We start from the raw sequence: 18,899 nt of genomic DNA on the forward strand, positions 1-18,899 counted from the left end.
GATCCCGATAAAGCAGTTGCGCGATGAGCGGAAGCTGCGCCGTCGGGCTCGTGACGCCGAGGCGGCAGTGTATTCATCATGCAGCGAGCGGCAGCGGGCCCTTGTCGGCCTCGGCGGGCTGGCGGGTCCAGCACTTGGCCTTGAGCGCGAAGGCGATCAGGGCCTCGTCGCTCACGGTCGCCTCGCGCACGATCTCCATGGCGATGCGGGCGCCGGTCCGGGTCGGGCCCCTGCGGCCGGCGAGCGAGGCGGAGAGCCACGCGGCGGTCTCGGGCGTGATGCGGCCGGTCGGGCGCTCGCCGTAGACGGCGAAGTCGACGACCGAGGCGGTGAGGAAGGCGGCAAAGCCCTCGTGCTGGTCAGGCATCGCCCGGTCGAGGGCGAGGAGCAGGTCGGCCTCGTCGCGGCCCATCAGGCCGTCGGCCAGGATCTCGCGGGCGAGTTCGGCGACGTCGGCGCCGGTGATCCGGCCCGCCTCGACGATCCGGTCGCAGAAGAGCTGAAGAGCAGTGTTGGTCATGATCCGATGCCTCCCCGGCCAGTTGTCGCCGGTGTTCGTCCCTGTGTGAGGAGAACTTACGGGAGGGCTTTCCCAGAAGAGGTTAATGGCAGAATCTGAACCCGTGTTCAGGTAAATGCCTGATCACGAATGAGCCTTTCGGGAGTCTTGCTGTATTGCGGTCAGACTTCGTTCACCGAACCACGACCTTGGTCCCGACGGGCACGCGCTCGTAGAGGTCCATCACGTCGGCGTTGAGCATGCGGATGCAGCCGGAGGACACCGCCTGGCCGATCAGCTCGGGCTCGTTGGTGCCGTGGATGCGAAACAGCGTGTCCTTCTTGCCCTGCGCCAGGTAGAGCGCGCGGGCGCCGATCGGGCTCAAGGGTCCGCCCTCCAGCCGCGGCGGCAGGTCCGGCCGGCGGCCGATCATCTCCGGCGGCGGGTTCCAGTCCGGCCATTCGAGTTTGCGGTCGACCTCGGCCCGGCCGGTCCAGGACATGCCGGCCTTCCCGACCGAGACGGGATAGCGCAGCGCCTTGCCGCCGGGCTGGACGAGGTAGAGCCGCCGCTCACTCGCATCGACGATCACGGTGCCGACCGGCTCCTTGGTGGCGAAGTCGACGGTCGTACGGGCAAGCGCCGGGTCGATCTTGGCCTGCGGCGCGAGCTTCATCCAGGCGGCATCCCGCTCCGGGCCGGGCGGGATCGCCGGGATCGCCGGCGTGGCGCCCGCCGCGGCCGGCAGGGCGGCGAGTTGCGTCGGCGGCGGGGGCGGCGTCTGCGCCGTCTGGCTGTTGCAGGCGGCCAGCGGCGCGAGGCCTGCCAGGAGGGCGATGCCGGACGAGAGGCGCATGGGAAGAACCGCCGGACGGTCCCGCGGAAGAAATCCGCGAGGAGGGTTAACGCGTTATGGCCGAGCTTAATCCCGATCCGCGGGTCCGCGTAGGGCGCTCGCGGGGGCGTGAACGCAATTGCCGGCCTTGTTGCCCGGCGGCTACAAGAGAGGCCGGGCAAACGCCGAGACGCGCCCCGGAGGACACGCCCTGAGCACCCTGTACGTCACCCATCCGAGCGCGCTCGAGCACGCGACCCCGCCCGGCCATCCCGAGCGCCCCGCCCGCATGCAGGCGGTGGAGCGGGCGCTGGAGGACGAGCGCTTCTCCGCCCTGGTGCGGTCGCACGCGCCGAAATCCGACCCGTCGGTCGCCGAACTCGTCCATCCGGCCGCCTTCGTCGCGGAGCTGGTCGAGGCCTCGCCGAAGGAGGGCCTGCTCCAGATCGATTCCGACACGCTGATGTCGCCTGGCTCGCTCAACACCTGCCTGCACGCCATCGGCGGCTCGGTCCACGCGGTCGATGCGGTGATGAAGGGCGAGTGCGCCAACGCCTTCGTGGCCATGCGCCCGCCGGGCCACCACGCCGAAATCTCCCGCGCCATGGGCTTCTGCCTGTTCAATCACGCCGCCATCGCGGTGCGTCACGCGCAGAAGAATCTCGGTGCGGCTCGGGTGGCGCTGGTCGATTGGGACGTCCACCACGGCAACGGCTCGCAGGACATCTTCTGGGCCGACAAGGACGTGATGTACGCCTCGACCCACCAGATGCCGCTGTTCCCCGGCTCGGGCTCGCCGAGCGAGCGGGGCGACCACGACACCATCGTCAACGTGCCGCTGCGCGCCTTCGACGACGGCGCGGTTTTTCGCGAGGCGTTCGAGAAACGCATCCTGCCCCGGCTCGACGCGTTCAAGCCGGACCTGATCGTGATCTCGGCGGGCTTCGACGCGCACAAGCTCGACCCCCTGGCCAATGTCCAGCTCGACGAGGCGGATTTCGGCTGGGCGACGCGCCGCCTGATGGAACTCGCCGACCGCCATGCGGGCGGGCGCATCGTGTCGATCCTGGAGGGCGGCTACAGCCTCGACGGTCTCGCCCGATCGGTCGCCGCGCATATGGACGCGCTGATGGGGCGCTGATTCCTTTTGGAGGATGTCCGGCCCTCGTTCGCCGGACATCTCGCCTTTGCGGCTAACGGCCGGCGAGGATCAGCGTGATCAACACCGCCGCCACGCTGAGGAACATGACGCTGCCGAGCACGAGCCCGGCCAGCGCGTTGGCGGAGATGTAGGTTCCGGCGACCCGGCCGAGGACCGAGACGGCGCCGTGCCGCTCACGCGCCCCCGGATGACCGCAGGACGGACAGGCGATCGCCTTTTCGGAAACGCGGTGGTTGCAGGCAGGACAGGGGACAAGGACCATGCGGTGCTCCCTTCCATCGGGGCGGCGATGGCGCCGCCTCATGGGACCTGGGAACGGCTTCGCTTGTCCGCAAGGGGACACGCTTCGAGCGCGGGTCCCCTCCCCCTTGCGGGGAGGGGTTCGGGGTGGGGGTGGTCCAGGATGAGGCGCCGCGGTGCCTTCTGCACCACCCCCACCTCCTCTCCGCAAGGGGAGGGCGAAGCGCCTGTGGCAACCGAAGCGCCCTACCCCTCCAGCGGTTCCTCGCCCACCAGCTCGATCCCGAACCCCGACAACCCGACATAGGATCGCGACGAGGACGACAGGTTGCGGATCGAGACGACGCCGAGATCGCGCAGGATCTGGGCGCCGAGGCCCACCTCGCGCCACTGGCGCACCCGCTGCGCCTCCGCACCCTCCTCGGCGTAGCGGTTGAGCGGCACGCCCGCGGTGCCGTCGCGGAGATAGACGAGGACGCCCCTCCCCTCGGCAGCGAAGCGGCGCATCACGCTCTCGATCTGGCGCCCGCCCTCGATCACGTCGGCGACCACGTTGGAGCGGTGCAGGCGCACCAGCATGGTGCGGCCGTCGCCGATGTTGCCGTGGACGAAGGCGAATTGCTGGATCGGCTCGAACGGCGTGACGTAGGCGTAACCGGTCATCGGCCCGAACTCGGTCTTGACCGGGAAGGTGCCGACCCGCTCAACCAGCCGGTCGCGGGCTTGCCGGTAGGCGATCAGGTCGGCGACCGAGACCCGCTTGAGGCCGTGGCTCTCCGAGAAGGCGTCGATCTGCGGCCCCTTCATCACGGTGCCGTCGTCGTTGGCGAGTTCGCAGATCACGCCCACGGGGGGCAGGTTGGCGAGCTTGCACAGATCGACCGCGGCCTCCGTATGGCCGGAGCGCATCAGCACGCCGCCGTCGCGGGCGATCAGCGGGAAGACGTGGCCGGGCCGGACGAAGTCGTTCGCGCCCATGTTGCCGTTGGCGAGCGCACGCACCGTGTTGCAACGCTGCTCCGCCGAGATGCCGGTGGTGAGCCCGTGGCGCACGTCGACCGTCACGGTGAAGGCGGTGCCGAGCGGCGCGTCGTTCGAGGCCACCATCGGGTCGAGATGAAGCCGGCGCGCCTCGGCGCGCGTGATCGGCGCGCAGACGATGCCGCAGGTGTTGCGGATGATGAACGCCATCTTCTCCGGCGTGCAGAGCGAGGCGGCGACGACGAGGTCGCCCTCGTTCTCGCGATCGTCGTCGTCGGTGACGACCACGATCTCGCCGCGGGCGAAGGCCTCGATGGCCTCGGTGACGCTGCAATGGGGCACTGGCTTCGTCTCGTTCGTGTCCGGGCGGGTCAGGCGCGTTCGCCGACCTGCCCACGATGGCGCAGATAATGGTCCGCCAGCACGCACGCCATCATCGCCTCGGCGACGGGCACGGCGCGGATGCCGACGCAGGGGTCGTGGCGGCCCTTGGTGATCAGGTCGATGTCCTGGCCGTCGCGGTTCACGCTCCGCCGCGGCGTCAGGATCGAGGACGTGGGCTTCACGGCAAACCGCACCACCACCGGCTCGCCGGACGAGATGCCGCCCAAAATCCCGCCGGCATGGTTGGCGAGGAAGCGCGGGCGCCCGTCGTTGCCGCTGCGCATCTCGTCGGCATTGTCCTCGCCGCGCAAGGCCGCGGAGGCGAAACCGTCGCCGATCTCGACGCCCTTGACCGCGTTGATCGACATCATCGCCGCGGCCAGATCCGCATCGAGCTTGCCGTAGATCGGCGCGCCGAGGCCGGGCGGCACGCCGTCCGCCACGACCTCGATCACGGCGCCCACCGACGAGCCGTCCTTGCGGATGCCGTCGAGGTAGGTCTCGTAGAGGCTCGCGGCCTGCGGATCGGGACAGAAGAACGGGTTGCGATTGACCTCGTCCCAGTCCCAGCGGGAGCGGTCGATGGCGTGCGGGCCCATCTGCACCAGCGCCGCGCGGATCGTCATGCCGGGGATCACCTTGCGGGCGATGGCACCCGCCGCGACACGCGCGGCCGTCTCCCGTGCCGACGAGCGCCCGCCGCCGCGATAATCGCGAAAACCGTACTTGGCGTCGTAGGTGTAGTCGGCGTGGCCGGGCCGGTAGCTGTCGCGAATCTCTGAGTAATCCTTCGAGCGCTGGTCGGTGTTTTCGATCATCAGCGCGATCGGCGTGCCGGTGGTGAGCTGGCGCCCGCCGGTGCGGTCGTCGGCAAAGACGCCCGAGAGAATCTTGACCTGATCCGGCTCGCGCCGCTGGGTGGTGAAACGCGACTGGCCGGGCTTGCGCCGGTCGAGTTCGGCCTGGATGTCGTCCGCCTCCAGCGGCAATCCGGGCGGGCAGCCGTCCACCACGCAGCCGAGGGCGACGCCGTGGCTCTCGCCGAAGGTGGTGACGCGGAACAGGTGGCCGAAGCTGTTGTGGGACATGGCGCTGCGTGCCTTAGCGCGGGATGCCGCGGAGGGCCAGTCGGGGCCGATCCTCAGAGCGCAAGCCCGCCCCGCGCCTTCAGCGCCCGGTAGGCCGCGACGCCGTTGGCGAGGTCGGCCCGGAGCCGCCGCTCGTCGGCGAGATCGGCGAGCGCGTAGGTGAGGCCCATGATGTGGGCCGCCTCGTAGCCCTCGGGCAGCTCGCCCGCGGTGCCGAGCGTGATATCGGCCACCGGCAGCGTCTGCGAAAAGTCCGAGAGGCGCGTCCGCAGCGCGGCGCCGCTCGCGCGCAGATGGGCGCCCGCCCGCGGACCGTGCTCGCGGATCGCCGCCACCGTGCCCTGCGCCAGCGACAGATGCACCGTCTCGCGATGGGCCGGGAACAGGTAGACGAGGTAGTAGCCCCGCGTCGCGCTGGTGGTCACCGCGGGGTCGAACGCCGCGAGCCAGGGCACGGCGGCCCAGCGGGTGCCGCGGCCGGGGCTGCCCTTGACGAGGAACGTGCCGCCGAGCGGGGCGAGCGCCGCGCGCAACTCGTCCGCCGCCCCTTTCCGGATCACATGGGCGAGCGGGTGCCCGGCCGGCGGGTCGAGGCGGGCGAGCGGGTATTCCTCGATGATGCGGCGCAGGGCGTGGCCGAGGCTCACGGATCGTGCAGCACGCCGCCCGGCGCCGGGGCGGCGACGCCGGTGGTGCTCGGGAAGGTGATCGGCAGGCCGTCGACCGAGCGGAGCGCCAGATAGGCGAAGGCCTGCGCCTCCAAAAAATCGGCGGACCAGCCGAGCGCGTCGGCGCTCACGATTTCGGCATCGAGAAGGCTCTCCAGCATCGACATCAGGGTGCGGTTCTTCACACCCCCACCGGCGACGATCCAGCGGGTCGGGCGCGCGGCGGCGTGGTCGAGGCTCGCGCGGATCGCGCGGGCCGCGAAGGCGGTGAGCGTCGCGGCGCCGTCGGCGGTGCCGAGATGGCCGGCGAGCTTGTGCGAGAACCAGTGGCGGTCCAGCGATTTCGGCGGCGTTTTCTCGAAATACGGGTGCCGGAGCAGCCACGCGACCAGCGCCTCGTCCACCACTCCCCCAGCCGCGGTCGCGCCGTTCTCATCGAAAGCCTTGCCCTCGCGCTCCTTCATCCAATCGTTGACCGGGGCGTTGCCGGGGCCGGTGTCGAAGGCCAAGAGCCCGCCGTCGGCATCGATCAGCGTCACGTTGGCGACACCGCCGATGTTGAGGATCGCGAGCGGCCCGCGATAGCCGGCGGCCGCGGCGAGCGCCCGGTGGAACACCGGCACGAGGGGCGCACCCTGCCCGCCCCGTGCCACGTCCTCGGCGCGCAGGTCGGCGACCACCGGGACGCCGAGGCGCCGCGCCAAAGCCGCGCCGTCGCCGATCTGCACCGTCAGCTTTTCCTTGGGGCGATGCATCACCGTCTGGCCGTGGAAGCCGACCACGGCGATGTCGGCCGGGGTGAGACCGTTCTCGGCGAGGAATGACTCCACCGCCTCGGCATGGGCGCGCGTCAGGAACGCTTCGGCCTCGGGCAGGCAGCCGGGCCGGTCGGTGCGCGCGCCGACGGATTCGGCGTCGCGCAGGGCGCGGGTCAGCAGCGCCCGCTCCTCCTCGGAATAGCCGCGGTAGCCCGTGGGGCCGAGCGCCGCGACGCGGTCGTTGCCGCTGCGCGTCACGCGCACGGATTCGCCGTCGCTCTCGATCAGGGCCACGTCGATCCCGTCGAGAGACGTGCCGCTCATGAGGCCGATCGCGCGCCGCATCGTCATGTGCCGCTTGTCCCCGTGCCTTTCGCGGGCCGCCCTGCTAAGAGCCGGCCCGTCCGCTCGCCCTCGCGACGAGCTAGCACGGGCCCCGCGCGCCTGTCGCGCCGCCCCACCCCAGAGACCGCCATGACCGCCGAGAGCTTCGCGCCGCAATCCGATTTCCTGAAGGTGCTGACCGAGCGCGGCTATATCCATCAGGCCTCCGACAGCGAGGGCATCGATGCGGCGGCCCGTGAGGGGCGGCTGACGGCCTATGTCGGCTACGATTGCACCGCGGCCTCGCTCCATGTCGGCCATCTGCTCTCGATCATGATGCTGCACTGGCTTCAGGCGACCGGCGGCAAGCCGATCGCGCTGATGGGCGGCGGCACCACCCGCGTCGGCGACCCGTCCGGCCGCGACGAGGCGCGCAAGATCCTCTCGCTGGAGCAGATCGAGGAGAACAAGAACGGCATTCGCAAGACCTTCGACCGGTTCCTCACCTTCGGCGAGGGCGGCGGCGACGCCATCATGGTCGACAACGCCGAGTGGCTGACTAAACTCAACTACATCGAGATGCTGCGCGACGTCGGCCGGCACTTCTCGGTCAACCGGATGATGTCGATGGACAGCGTGCGGCTGCGGCTGGAGCGCGACCAGGAGCTGTCGTTCCTGGAGTTCAACTACATGATCCTCCAGTCCTACGATTTCGCCGAGCTGAGCCGCCGCTACGGGTGCCGGCTGCAGATGGGCGGCTCGGACCAGTGGGGCAACATCGTCAACGGCATCGACCTCGGCCGTCGCATGGGCACGCCGCAGCTCTACGGGCTGACCTGCCCGCTGCTGACGACGGCGTCCGGCGCCAAGATGGGCAAGACGGCGGCCGGCGCCGTCTGGCTCGATGCCGGGATGCTGAGCCCGTACGATTACTGGCAGTTCTGGCGCAACACCGAGGACGCCGACGTGGCGCGCTTCCTCAAGCTGTTCACGCTGCTGCCGATGGACGAGATCGCGCGGCTTTCCGCCTTGCAGGGCGCCGAGATCAACGAGGCCAAGGCGGTGCTGGCCACGGAGGCGACCCGGCTGATGCACGGCCAAGAGGCGGCGCAAGCCGCAGCGGACACCGCGCGCAAGACCTTCGTGGAAGGGACGCTGGCCGATTCGCTGCCCACCGTGACTGTGCCGCGCGCCGTGCTGGAAGCGGGCCTCGGCGTGCTCACCGCCTTCGGGCCGGATTACGCCCGGCTGGTGCCCTCGACGAGCGAGGCGCGCCGCCAGATCAAGGGCGGGGGCTTGCGCGTCAACGACGTGCAGCTCACCGACGAGAAGGCAACCTTAAGCCTCGGCGACGCCACGGCGGAGGGCGTGATCAAGCTCTCGTTCGGCCGCAAGAAGCACGTGCTGCTGCGGCCAGAGTAGGTTTTCGCCACCCCCGCAAACGTCATTCCGGGGCCGCGCAGCGGAACCCGGAATCCATCCGTGATGCGCGGATTTACGAAGCGTCGCGGCCGGTCGGGGGTTCCGGGTTCGCCTTCGGCGCCCCGGAATGACGGCGTCTGTTGTTTGGAAGTCGTGCCAAAGATCTACTGCTCCGGCGCCGGCCCCGGCGCGCCGTTGGCGAAGGCTTCGCCGCCGCCCGCGCCGAATAGCTTGCGCAGGAAGCCGGGAGCCACGGCCGAGAGCGGGTTCACGCTCACCGTCGGCTTGGCGATGGAGCCGGAGACGTTGAAGTTGACGGCGAACAGGCCCTCGTTGCTGCCCCCGGCCAACAGCGGCCCCACCAGCGGCACATGCGCCACCACGTTGTTGAGCCCGTAGAGCGGTACGAAGGTGCCGTCGATCTGCGTGCGCTCCTTGACGGTGTCGAGCCATCCGCCCGCGGTGAAGCCCATGGCGGCGTTGGAGATCGCGGCATCGGTGAAGCTCACCCGCGAGCCCGCGCGGGTGAAATTGGCGCGCATCTTGTCGAAGCCGACATCGTTGGCGTTGGGGGCGCCGCGCCGCCCGTCGGCCGGGCCCTGCGCCATGATGCTCGACAGCGCCGGCTCGTTGCGCAGCGCGAAGTCCTTGATCTGCACGACACCGGCCTGCGGGCCGTCGTTGAGGTAGAGGCTGAGCGCGAGCCGCCCGCCATACATCCGCTTGTAGATGTCGAGAAAGCGGAGCGTCGCGCCGGAATCGGCGGATTCGAGCGAGAGCAGCGGCTGCCCACGATCGCCCTTGGTGACGGTGGCGGCGAGCGGGGCGCCGCCGAAGCGACCGCGGAACTGGGCGGCGCGCACGTCGCCCCCGCGAAGGCTCGCCTTCAGCGTCGCGTTCGTCAGGGCCTCGCCGTTGAAGCCCGACAGGATGCTCACCCCGATCTCGGCATCGACGTCCTTGCCGGAATCCTTGGACCCCTTCGGGTCGGAGCTCGTCATGCTCTTGAGGAAGGGTCGGGCGTCGGCGACGCCGCCCTTCACCACGACCTTGTAGCCGCTGCCGGCCTTGTCGAGGCTGACCCGCATGTCGTCGCCGGCCGAGAGCTTGAAGGCGGTGAGATCCGCCCGCTCCAACCCGCCCTCGGCCGAGACGGTGGCGCTGCCGCGCGCCATGGCGGGCGCGGCATCCAGCGCGATGTCGCGCAGCTCCATCTGACCGCCCGGCCCCTCGATCAGCGCCAGGCTCAGGCGCCCGGCCTTGCCCGAGGCCTTGGACCAGCCGGGCAGCAGACCGTCGATCGCGGCCCGGGTCAGATCCGCCTCGATCCGCACCGGCGGCTTGGCACCCGTGCCCGAATGGCCGATCGGCACGGTCACGCGGGCGGGAATCGTGCCCGCGAGCTGCGGCGCGGCGGGCAGGCCGCGCTTGGCCCGGAACGCGTCGTCGACCGGCATCGTCACCACCGCCTCGCCCGGCGCGCCGGGCTTCGGCTGCTTGAGGTCGATGGCGACGGGGGCGCCGAGCAGGCGGCCGTCGCCCTTCAGGGCGAAGCCGTTGCGGTCGAAGGAGAGGGCGAAGCGGCCGGATTCGAACCGGTCCTTGCCGACCGCCTTGTCCATCGACAGGTCGGTGAGCGTGCCCGAGAGCGTCACCGGCAGCTCGGCGAGGTCGGGCACAGCTTTAAGGTTGATCGGCACGTCGATGCGCAGGTCGGCCTTGCCCCTAATCGCGTTGGGATCGATCTCGGTGCCGGTCAGCCCCTTGAACATCCGCGTCTCGAGGAGCGCGGCGAGTGAGTCGGCGGTGCCGGCGAGGCGGAGGCCCAGCTGCGCCACGATCCGGTCGGGCTGCGGGTCGCGGATCAGGAACGAGGCGTCCGAGATCGTCAGCGCGCGGGTGTCGGAGAGCCGGACTTCGGCGGTCGCGTTCCGGATCGTCGTGGTGCGGCCGGTGACGAGGCCGGAGACGCGGCCGTGGGTGAGCGGCGGCGCGTCCTTCGAGATCGTGAGGGAGGCGTCCGACACGGCGAAGGTGGCGGAGAGGCCGTGATCCGGCATCGGATCGCCGCGGGTGGCGGCGGCGAGTTCGGTCCCGCTCAGGTCGACCTTGATGTCGGCGCTGTCGAGCCGCCCGCCGCGCAGCTCGTCCACGAGGTAGTTGCGCACCGCCGGCGCGATGTTCTCCGGCCAGAGCCGGAGGGCGGTGCGCCCGTCGGTGTCGTGGGCGACGATGTGGAGGGTGAGGCCGTCGTCGTCCTTGCTCGTGCCGACGGTGCCGCTGAGGTTGCCGTTCATGCCGGCACCCGCGATCGACAGCGACTCGATGTTGACGCCGCCGGCCCGGCCCGTGAGCCGCCCCTTCACCGCGCCGATGCGGAACGAGGGATCGTAGCGGGAGGCGCCGTGCAGCATCACGTCGCGGCCGCCGAAATCGAAGGCCCAGGCGTCCTCGGCGCCGGGCGGGCCGATGGCGAAGGCGCCGGTGAAGTGCGCCTCGTTGCCGCCGCCGCGGTAGTCGATGGCGGCGATGTCGAGGGCGCGGCGGGTCTCGTCCCAGCGCGCCTCGGCCCGCACCTGCTCGACGACGACGGGGTTGAAGTCCTTCTCGTCGACGACGAACAGGCCCTCGCCGGTCTTCACCTCGAAGGTCATGGTGTCGATGCGGCTGCCCCGGAGGGCCACGTCGGCCTTGGCCGAAAGCTTCAGGTCGGTCTCGATCGGCATCTTCGACTGGCCCGACAGCAGAAGCAGGTCGGTGACCGGCAGGTCGTCGAGGGTGATGACGCCCGCGCGCCGCCCTTCCGCCTCGTCGTGGACCTTGCCGCCGAAGCGCCACTCGCCGTTCGGGCCGTCGATGCGCAGCTCGAAGATGCGGGCGCCGTCGCCGCTGCCGCCGCGGTGGAACAGGCCGTTGACCCGCTCGAAGGTGGCGCGGTGACGCGCGGCGTCGTCCACCAGCGTCAGGCGCCCGTTGGTGATGCGGGCGCGGTCCAGCGCGCCGATCACGCCCGCGGGGTCGAGCACCACGCCGAAGATCGAGGCGACGGCGGCCGAGACCGGCGAGACCTGGCCGCGGGCGGCGTCCACGCTCGGCAGGGTGTGGGGCTTGGCGGCATCCGCCTGGGAGGGGGCGGAGGCCGCGAACGCGATCGACCCGTCGTCGTGGACGAGCGCGGTCATCTGCAGGTCGCGGAACTCGATGGAGCGCGGCTGCACCGAGAGGCGCAGCAAGCCCCAGCTGTCGAGGCTGACGACGGCCAGCGGCGCACGCACCACCAGAGCGCCCTCCGGATTGTAGACGTCGAGCCCGCCGACGCGCAGCGCCAGGGAGGATTCGGCGTCGAGTTCAAGAGCGCTGTCGTTGAGGCTCACGCGCCAGCCGGGGCCGACGCTGCCGGCGATGGCTTCCGCCACGCGCTGGCTCAGGCCGTCGATGCGCAGCGGACCCTGCGACAGCCGCAGGTAGCCGAGCCCCGAACCGAGCCCGAGCAGGAAGACGAGGACAACCGCGCCCCATAGCAGGGGACGGCGGCGTCGGCGCACTCCCTTGCACGGGGCAGGCTCGACCGCTTCCTGAAGCAGGGTCCTGGCCGTTTCCTGATCCATTCACTCGTTCGCTGCTGCCGCCGGGCAGAGGTCGCCGCCGGGAAGCGTCCGCCGGCAGCCATCCTCAGGATTCGGCCCTTCCGGCATGGCGTCCGCCGGGCGATCCGTGCATGGGAAGGGCACACCATCAATCGGCCGAAAGGAAGGCATGATGCCCATCGCCCCCGGTGAGCCCGCGCCCGATTTCACGCTACCTGGAGCGGGCGGCGAGACCGTCAGCCTCGCCGGACTGCGCGGTCACACGATCGTGCTCTACTTTTACCCGAAGGACGACACGAGCGGCTGCACGCTGGAAGCCCAGGGCTTCAACGCGGCGCAGGACGCCTTCGCCGCAGCGGATGCGCGGGTGATCGGCGTCTCGCCCGATTCGGTGAAGAGCCACGACAAGTTCCGGGCGAAGTACGGCCTCACCTTCCCGCTCGCCTCGGACGAGGCCAAGTCCATGCTGGAGGCCTACGGGGTCTGGGTCGAGAAGAGCATGTACGGCCGCAAGTACATGGGCGTGGAGCGCACCACCCTGCTGATCGACCGCGAGGGGACGATCGCGCGGATCTGGCCGAAGGTGAAGGTGCCCGGCCATGTCGAAGAGGTGCTGGAAGCCGCCAAGGCGCTGGCCTGACGCGCCCGGCGGTTCGGCGACCTCCCCGCCACCGAAGCCTTCCTTAACCTTGATCGGGTGTGATCGCCGCCATCATCGGAAGCGGTCGCCTCGCCTCATGCCATCACCCGCCCCGCGCAGCCCGAAGCCTCTTCCCCGGCCCCGCCTCGCGGTGGCGCTCGGCCTCGGGCTGACGCTCACCACCGCCTGGGCGGGTGCTGCGAGCTACTACCTGATCTTTCACGACGAGGTGCTGGCCCGCTTCGTCTCGCGCCAGAGCGCGATGCAATACACCTACGAGGAGCGGCTCGACACGCTCCAGCGCGCGCTGGACCGCGCCACCTCGGACCATGCCACCACCCGCGGCAGTCTCGAGTCCCGGCTCTCGACGCTGGCCGAGCGGCAGGCGCTGATCGAGCGGCGCCAGGGCGTCCTCTCCGGGATTCCGGGCGCCGCGGCCGAGATCGATGTGCCCACCACGGGGTCGATCCCGGTGCCCGAGTCGGCGGCGGGGCCGGTGCGTGCGCAGAAACCGTTCCCGACGCCCGAGTTGCGGATGCAGTCCGACGACCGGGCCGAGAGCCAGGACAGCCTCGCCGTCGCGCGGCTCGCCCGGATGGAGCGGTCGCTCGACCGCATGGCGGAGGGCCAGTCGCGCGCCCTGTCGCGCGTGGCGCAGGCCGCCGGGCGCAGCGCCGACCGGTTCCGCGACCTGATCGCCCGCACGGGCCTGAGCCCCGCCCGGTTCGAGCCGGCCATGGGCGGGATCGGCGGCCCGCTGGTGCCGCTGCCGGCCGACGCCTTCGAGGCCAACCTCGCCGAGGCGCGCCGCCAGATCGACGAGGAGACGCATCTGCGCCGTGTCGCCGCCGCGCTTCCCTTCCGCCAGCCGCTGCCGGGCGAGATCGCCTATACCAGCAGCTTCGGCACCCGGCTCGACCCGTTCACCCGCATGGCCGCGCTCCATACCGGCGTCGACATGCGTGCCGAGACCGGGGCGCCTGCCCGCGCCACGGCCGGCGGCCGGGTGAGCGCGGCGGAATATGCCGGCGGCTACGGCAACATGGTCGAGGTCGATCACGGCCGCGGCCTCGTCACCCGCTACGCCCACCTGTCGGGCTACGCCGTCTCGGTCGGCCAGCGGGTCGAGGCCGGGTCGGTCGTCGGATTCGTCGGCTCCACCGGCCGCTCGACCGGCAGCCACCTGCATTACGAGACCCGCATCGACGGCGAGCCGGTCGATCCGCAGCGGTTTCTGCGGGCGGGGGCGGAGTTGACCTTTGCCGATTGAGGCGGGCTCGAACGAAAACGGCCCCGGTTCTCACCGGAGCCGCTGATTCGTCTCAGTCGATGTCCTCGACCGGCTCCGTGGCGCCGTAGACGCGCGCGGCGAGCGAGGCTTCCATGAACGGGTCGAGGTCACCGTCGAGCACCTCGTCCGGGTCGGTCGATTGGGTGCCGGTGCGCAGATCCTTCACGAGCTGGTACGGCTGCAGCACGTAGCTTCGGATCTGGTGGCCCCAGCCGATGTCGGTCTTGGAGGCGGCCTCGGCGTTGGCCTTCTCCTCGCGCTTCTTCAGCTCGGCCTCGTAGAGGCGGGCGCGCAGCATGTTCCAGGCGGTGGCCCGGTTCTTGTGCTGCGAGCGCTCCTGCTGACACGCCACGACGATGCCGGTCGGGTTGTGCGTGATGCGCACCGCCGAATCGGTCGTGTTGACGTGCTGGCCGCCCGCGCCCGACGACCGGTAGGTGTCGATGCGGCAGTCCGATTCCTTGATCTCGATCTCGATCCGGTCGTCGACCACCGGATAGACCCACACGCTCGCGAAGCTGGTGTGCCGCCGCGCGTTGGAATCGTAGGGCGAGATGCGAACCAGGCGGTGCACTCCGGACTCGGTCTTGAGCCAGCCATAGGCGTTGTGGCCCTTGATCAGGAGCGTGGCGCCCTTGATCCCGGCCTCTTCGCCGTCGGTCATCTCGACGATGTCGACCTTGAACTTCCGCCGCTCGGCCCAGCGGGCATACATGCGGTGAAGCATGTTGGCCCAGTCCTGGCTCTCGGTGCCGCCCGCGCCCGCATGGACTTCGAGATAGGTGTCGAAGCCGTCGGCCTCGCCCGAGAGCAGGGTCTCGACCTGACGGCTCGCCGCGTCCTTCTCGATCGCCTTGATCGCGGCCTCGCCCTCCGCGATGGAGGCCTGATCGCCCTCCATCTCGCCGAGTTCGATCAGCGTCGCGGCGTCCTCGAGATCCTGCTCGAGCTTCTTGATCGCGGTGACGGCCTCGTCGAGCTGCTGGCGCTCGCGCATGACCTTCTGCGCGGCCTCGGCGTCGTTCCAGAGGTCGGGGTTTTCGGACGCGGCATTCAGCTCCGCGAGGCGTTTATCGACGGTATCCCAGTCAAAGATGCCTCCTCAGCAGCCCTATAGACTGCTTGGCGGCATCCGAGGCTTGCTCGATCTCGGCGCGCATCTGGTGTGGAACTCGTGTGTGTGGGCCGCGGGTGATACCGGGCGTGCCCGACCCTTTAGCCCAAGCGCCCGCCATGGTCGATGCCGGACAAAGCCGCCCTGCCCTGATCCTCTCTGTGGCCGCCGTGATTGCAGCGGGGATCGCCGTGCGCTTCGTGCCGCTCGGCCTGCCGGCGGGAGTGGTGAAGTATGCCGGCTCCACCTTGTGGGGCGCGATGGTCTACGGGCTCGTCGCCTGCATTCGGCCGGCGATGCCGGTCCATCGCCTCGCGCTCATCGCTCTCGGCGTCTCGGCAGCGGTCGAGTTCTTCCGCCTCGTCCAGACGCCCTGGCTCGACGCCTTCCGGCTGACGCTGGCAGGGCAGTTGCTGCTGGGGCGGGTTTTCTCTCTGTGGAATTTGCTGGCCTATGCGGTCGGGATCGCGGTGGCGGCGGCGCTCGATGCGGTGAGCCGAAGACCCGCGCGCTGAACGGAAGCGTCGCGCCGCTGGATCGCTTCGCTGACGCTCGCGATCACGGTGAGAGAAGCCCGCACCGTCATCGCGAGGTGGTGCCGTGGCGATCCAGGGCGCGACGCCACCGATGTTGGCGATATCGCTTCGGCGGCATTACCGTCGCCGAATGGACAACACGACTCTGACCACCCGCACTTTGCGCCGAGCCATGAAAGCGGCTCAGGACGGGCCCGTCTTCATCACCGACGACGGTCGGCCGTCTCACGTCCTCCTGACGATCGAAGCGTATCGGCGGCTGACACAGCCTCGGCGTTACATCGCCGACGCCTTGGCGATGCCGCAGGCGCAGGACGGTGATTTCGAGCCACCGCGCCTGACCATCGCAGTTAAGCCCGCCGATTTGATCTGACGGGACGGTCTACGCCGCCTTCCGCCCCTCCAGGAACGCCGCGTGCTCGGCCACCAGCCCGCCGCTCAGCGCCTTCTCGATCAGCGCCCGCGTCCCCGCCACGCCGTACAGCGCGATGAACGACCCGAAGCGCGGCCCCTGCGCCTCGCCGAACAGCACGTTGTAGATCGAGGCGAACCACGTCTTCGACACGCCGGGGCGCCCGTCCGGGCTCTTGGCCTTGCCGGACAGATCGGGGAAGTGGCGCCGCCCCACCTCGTAGACCGCCGCCTGCAAGCCTTCCGGATCGGTCGAGCCCTCGTACTGGCTCAGCGTCTCGGAGAGGTCGCGGAGTGCCAAAACCTCCTCCTCGGTCGGGGCGCGGTACTGCTTCTGCGGGCGCACGAAGTCGCGGTAATAGGCGAGCGCGCGGGTCACGAGGGCGGCGAGCCGCGGATGCGTCTGCGGGCCGACATTCGGCGCGTAGCGGCGGATGAAGCCCCACAGCACCGTCTCGTCCTCGGCGTTGGCCACCGCCACGAGGTTGAGGAGCATGCCGAACGACAGCGTCGTGCCGGCCTCGTCGATCGCCTCGGGTGCCGGCGGATTGCCCCCATGCAGGTGCCACACCGGGTTGCCGAGCCGGTGCTTGGCCTCTTGGCCGGGGAAGCGCCCCAGGAAGTTGTCGTACTCGTCGACGTGGCGGGGGATCACGTCGAAGAACAGGCGCTTGGCCTCGCGCGGCTTGTTGTACATGAACAGGGCGAGCGATTCCGGCGTGGCGTAGGTCAGCCACTCGTCGATCGTCAGGCCGTTGCCCTTCGACTTCGAGATCTTCTGGCCCTTTTCGTCCAGAAAGAGTTCGTAGTTGAAGCCTTCCGGCGGCTCGGCGCCGAGCGCTCTCGCGATCTGGCCCGAGAGCTTGACCGAGTCGATCAAGTCCTTGCCGGCCATCTCGTAATCGACGCCGAGCGCGACCCAGCGCATCGCCCAGTCGGGCTTCCATTGTAGCTTGGCATGGCCACCGGTCACCGGGGTCTCGTAGGCCTCGTTCGTCGCGGGATCGCGCCAGACGATGGTGCCGGCGGCCGGGCGCACCTCGTCGATCGCCACTTGCATCACGTGGCCGGTGACGGGGTGTACGGGTAAGAACGGCGAGTAGGAAGCCGAGCGCTCGGCCCGCAGGGAGGGCAGCATGATCGCCATCACGGCGTCGTAGCGCTCCAGGACGAGGCGGAGCACGTCGTCGAACACGCCCGCGCGGTAGCACTCGGTGGCCGAGCGGAACTCGTATTCGAAGCCGAAGGCGTCGAGGAAGCGGCGCAGCTCCGCGTTGTTGTGGGCGCCGAAGCTGTCATGCGTGCCGAAGGGGTCAGGCACCTTCGTCAGCGGCAGGTTGAGGGCGCCCGCCAGCAGCTCGCGGTTCGGCACGTTGTCCGGGACTTTCCGCAGCCCGTCCATGTCGTCCGAGAAGGCGATCAGCCGGGTCGGCACCGCGTCCCGGGTCAGCACGCGGAAGGCGTGGCGCACCATGGAGGTGCGGGCGACCTCGCCGAAGGTGCCGATATGCGGCAGGCCGGAGGGGCCGTAGCCGGTCTCGAACAACACCTCCGCCTTCGGCTTCCGCTCCAGCCGCGCCACCAGTTTGCGCGCCTCCTCGAACGGCCAGGCGGCGGCGGAGGCGGCGGCCTCCAGGATGTCGGGATCGAGGTGGAGGGCGGACATTCTTTTTTGAGACGGCTTTTCGGATCGGGAGCGGACGCCGGACGAAGGCCGAGGCGCGAAGGGCGGCACCCTATGGAGGGGCGCCCCGCGGGTCAACGCAGGGCCCGACCGCGCCGGAGTGACGCTTCCATCCTACGCCACGCCCGTCATTCCGGGGCGCCGCAGGCGAACCCGGAATCCACGACGGGCCCGACGTTTCGTGAGGCCGCGCATCACGGGGAGATGCCGGGTTCCGCTTCGCGGCCCCGGAATGACGGCGTGGTGCGCAAGAAACCCGAGCCTTCTCACCCTCGCCCGAGCACCATCAGCCAGCCGACCGTCGTCGCCGCAGCGGCCAGCGTCGAGACCAGCACGGCGGCGGCGACGAGGCCCTGCTCGGTGCGGTAGCGGGCAGCGAGCAGGTAGGCGTTGATCCCTACCGGCATCGCCGCGAACAGCGTCGCGACGCCGGCATAGGCCGGCGGCATGGTGAAGACGTGGAAGGCGAGCCCGTAGACCACGAGCGGGTGCAGCCCGAGCTTCAAGGCCGCCACCACGCCGGCGCCGGGCAGATCGTGCAGCACCCGGTAGCGCGTCAGCCCGGCACCGAGCGCGATCAGCGCACAGGTCGAGGCGGTGCCGGCGAGCCCGTCCACCAGCGCCTTCGGGATGCCGGAGAAGGACAGGCCGGACGCCTTCATGGCGCCGCCGACGACGAGGGCCACGAAGATCGGGTTCTTGGCCAGCACCAGCGCCAGCGCCTTGAGGCGCTGCCCGAGCGGGCGCCCACCCTCCGATTCGATCAGGAAGGTCGCCGCCCCCATCATCAGCGGCAGGTGGACGGCGAGCAGCATGAAGAGCGGGAAGGCCCCGGCCTCGCCGTAGGCCTGGAGGATCATCGGCACGCCGACGAAGACGGTGTTCGACTGGCTCGCGGCGAAGCCGTGCAGGATCGCCCCGCGGCGCTCGACGCCCTTGTATTGCCGGCCGATCAGCGAGCCGACGAGCCACGCGACCGCGGCGCCGCCGAAATAGCTCGCCCAGAAGCCCCAGGCGATCTCGCCCGAGAGCCCCGGCCGGGTCAGCGTCGCGACGATCAGCGCCGGCACGGCGAGCGCGAAGACGTATTCGGACAGGCCGTCGCCGACGCGCTCGGAGATCAGTCCGGACAGCGAGGCCATCCAGCCGACGACGACGAGCCCGAAGATCGGAAGGATGAGGGTGAGCGCCGTCATCGGCCGCCAGGACCCCGAATCGCCTGAACGACGAAGGCCACCGGAGGCGTCATGCGCCCGCGGTGGCCTTCAGACACGG

The 18,899-nt window shown here is 70.3% G+C and carries 17 protein-coding genes; 6 read left to right on the forward strand and 11 right to left on the reverse strand.

The annotated features are described in order from the left end of the window. Positions 1 to 76: 76 nt before the first annotated feature. Both HNR00_RS22450 and HNR00_RS22455 read right to left on the reverse strand, forming a co-directional pair. Complete coding sequence (locus HNR00_RS22450; RefSeq protein WP_183573272.1) at positions 77 to 520, reverse strand: hypothetical protein; 444 nt, start codon at positions 518 to 520, stop codon at positions 77 to 79. Between the two features lie 172 nt (positions 521 to 692). Then, positions 693 to 1,355 carry a L,D-transpeptidase gene (locus HNR00_RS22455; protein ID WP_183573274.1) on the reverse strand — a complete coding sequence of 221 codons (663 nt, stop codon included), beginning with the start codon at positions 1,353 to 1,355 and terminating at the stop codon, positions 693 to 695. 190 nt (positions 1,356 to 1,545) lie between these two features. Between HNR00_RS22455 and HNR00_RS22460 the strand changes: the two genes are divergently transcribed. Further along, complete coding sequence (locus HNR00_RS22460; RefSeq protein ID WP_183573354.1) at positions 1,546 to 2,475, forward strand: histone deacetylase family protein; 930 nt, start codon at positions 1,546 to 1,548, stop codon at positions 2,473 to 2,475. A gap of 52 nt (positions 2,476 to 2,527) precedes the next feature. Here the strand turns inward: HNR00_RS22460 and HNR00_RS22465 are convergent, their stop codons facing one another. From HNR00_RS22465 to HNR00_RS22485, 5 genes are all read right to left on the reverse strand, one after another. Further along, the gene (locus HNR00_RS22465) at positions 2,528 to 2,758 is read right to left on the reverse strand and encodes a zinc ribbon domain-containing protein (RefSeq protein ID WP_183573276.1); all 231 of its coding nucleotides are present in this window, start codon (positions 2,756 to 2,758) and stop codon (positions 2,528 to 2,530) included. 224 nt (positions 2,759 to 2,982) lie between these two features. Further along, a complete protein-coding gene (ribB, locus tag HNR00_RS22470) occupies positions 2,983 to 4,059 on the reverse strand; it encodes a 3,4-dihydroxy-2-butanone-4-phosphate synthase (RefSeq protein ID WP_183573278.1) in 1,077 nt (358 codons plus the stop codon). A 29-nt stretch (positions 4,060 to 4,088) separates the two neighbouring features. Then, entirely contained in the window at positions 4,089 to 5,189 is a 1,101-nt protein-coding gene (aroC, locus tag HNR00_RS22475) for a chorismate synthase (protein ID WP_183573280.1), read from the reverse strand. 53 nt (positions 5,190 to 5,242) lie between these two features. Next, positions 5,243 to 5,836: a DUF3578 domain-containing protein gene (locus tag HNR00_RS22480; protein WP_183573282.1), complete on the reverse strand. Its 594-nt coding sequence runs from the start codon at positions 5,834 to 5,836 to the stop codon at positions 5,243 to 5,245. Beyond that, a complete protein-coding gene (locus tag HNR00_RS22485; protein ID WP_183573284.1) occupies positions 5,833 to 6,966 on the reverse strand; it encodes an anhydro-N-acetylmuramic acid kinase in 1,134 nt (377 codons plus the stop codon). Before HNR00_RS22485 ends, HNR00_RS22480 begins: the two co-directional genes overlap by 4 nt. Before the next feature lie 123 nt (positions 6,967 to 7,089). Between HNR00_RS22485 and tyrS the strand changes: the two genes are divergently transcribed. Then, positions 7,090 to 8,361 (forward strand): tyrosine--tRNA ligase, encoded by a 1,272-nt coding sequence (tyrS, locus tag HNR00_RS22490; protein ID WP_183573286.1) that lies wholly within the window; start codon positions 7,090 to 7,092, stop codon positions 8,359 to 8,361. Between the two features lie 164 nt (positions 8,362 to 8,525). On the opposite strand, the gene HNR00_RS22495 is transcribed toward tyrS, so the two are convergent. Beyond that, the gene (locus tag HNR00_RS22495; protein ID WP_183573288.1) at positions 8,526 to 11,969 is read right to left on the reverse strand and encodes a YhdP family protein; all 3,444 of its coding nucleotides are present in this window, start codon (positions 11,967 to 11,969) and stop codon (positions 8,526 to 8,528) included. A gap of 151 nt (positions 11,970 to 12,120) precedes the next feature. Between HNR00_RS22495 and HNR00_RS22500 the strand changes: the two genes are divergently transcribed. Both HNR00_RS22500 and HNR00_RS22505 read left to right on the forward strand, forming a co-directional pair. Continuing rightward, complete coding sequence (locus HNR00_RS22500) at positions 12,121 to 12,588, forward strand: peroxiredoxin (RefSeq protein ID WP_183573356.1); 468 nt, start codon at positions 12,121 to 12,123, stop codon at positions 12,586 to 12,588. A 97-nt stretch (positions 12,589 to 12,685) separates the two neighbouring features. Further along, positions 12,686 to 13,858, forward strand: a complete 1,173-nt coding sequence (locus HNR00_RS22505; protein ID WP_183573290.1) for a M23 family metallopeptidase — start codon at positions 12,686 to 12,688, stop codon at positions 13,856 to 13,858. 52 nt (positions 13,859 to 13,910) lie between these two features. Here the strand turns inward: HNR00_RS22505 and prfB are convergent. Beyond that, a protein-coding gene (gene prfB / locus HNR00_RS22510) for a peptide chain release factor 2 (RefSeq protein WP_183573292.1) occupies positions 13,911 to 15,039 on the reverse strand; the annotation gives its coding sequence in 2 pieces (ribosomal slippage) (positions 13,911 to 14,969 and positions 14,971 to 15,039; 1,128 coding nt in all). A 73-nt stretch (positions 15,040 to 15,112) separates the two neighbouring features. Here prfB and HNR00_RS22515 point away from each other — a divergent pair. Further along, a complete protein-coding gene (locus HNR00_RS22515) occupies positions 15,113 to 15,508 on the forward strand; it encodes a ribosomal maturation YjgA family protein (protein WP_183573294.1) in 396 nt (131 codons plus the stop codon). A gap of 85 nt (positions 15,509 to 15,593) precedes the next feature. Further along, on the forward strand, positions 15,594 to 15,902 hold the full coding sequence (locus HNR00_RS22520; RefSeq protein WP_376770407.1) for a type II toxin-antitoxin system prevent-host-death family antitoxin: 309 nt from the start codon (positions 15,594 to 15,596) through the stop codon (positions 15,900 to 15,902). Positions 15,903 to 15,911: 9 nt separating this feature from the next. Here the strand turns inward: HNR00_RS22520 and HNR00_RS22525 are convergent, their stop codons facing one another. Next, a complete protein-coding gene (locus tag HNR00_RS22525; RefSeq protein ID WP_183573296.1) occupies positions 15,912 to 17,606 on the reverse strand; it encodes a lysine--tRNA ligase in 1,695 nt (564 codons plus the stop codon). Positions 17,607 to 17,890: 284 nt separating this feature from the next. Beyond that, entirely contained in the window at positions 17,891 to 18,820 is a 930-nt protein-coding gene (locus tag HNR00_RS22530) for an AEC family transporter (protein ID WP_183573298.1), read from the reverse strand. Positions 18,821 to 18,899: the final 79 nt, after the last annotated feature.

It is taken from the genome of Methylorubrum rhodinum (genome assembly GCF_014199935.1).
Taxonomy (GTDB): domain Bacteria; phylum Pseudomonadota; class Alphaproteobacteria; order Rhizobiales; family Beijerinckiaceae; genus Methylobacterium; species Methylobacterium rhodinum.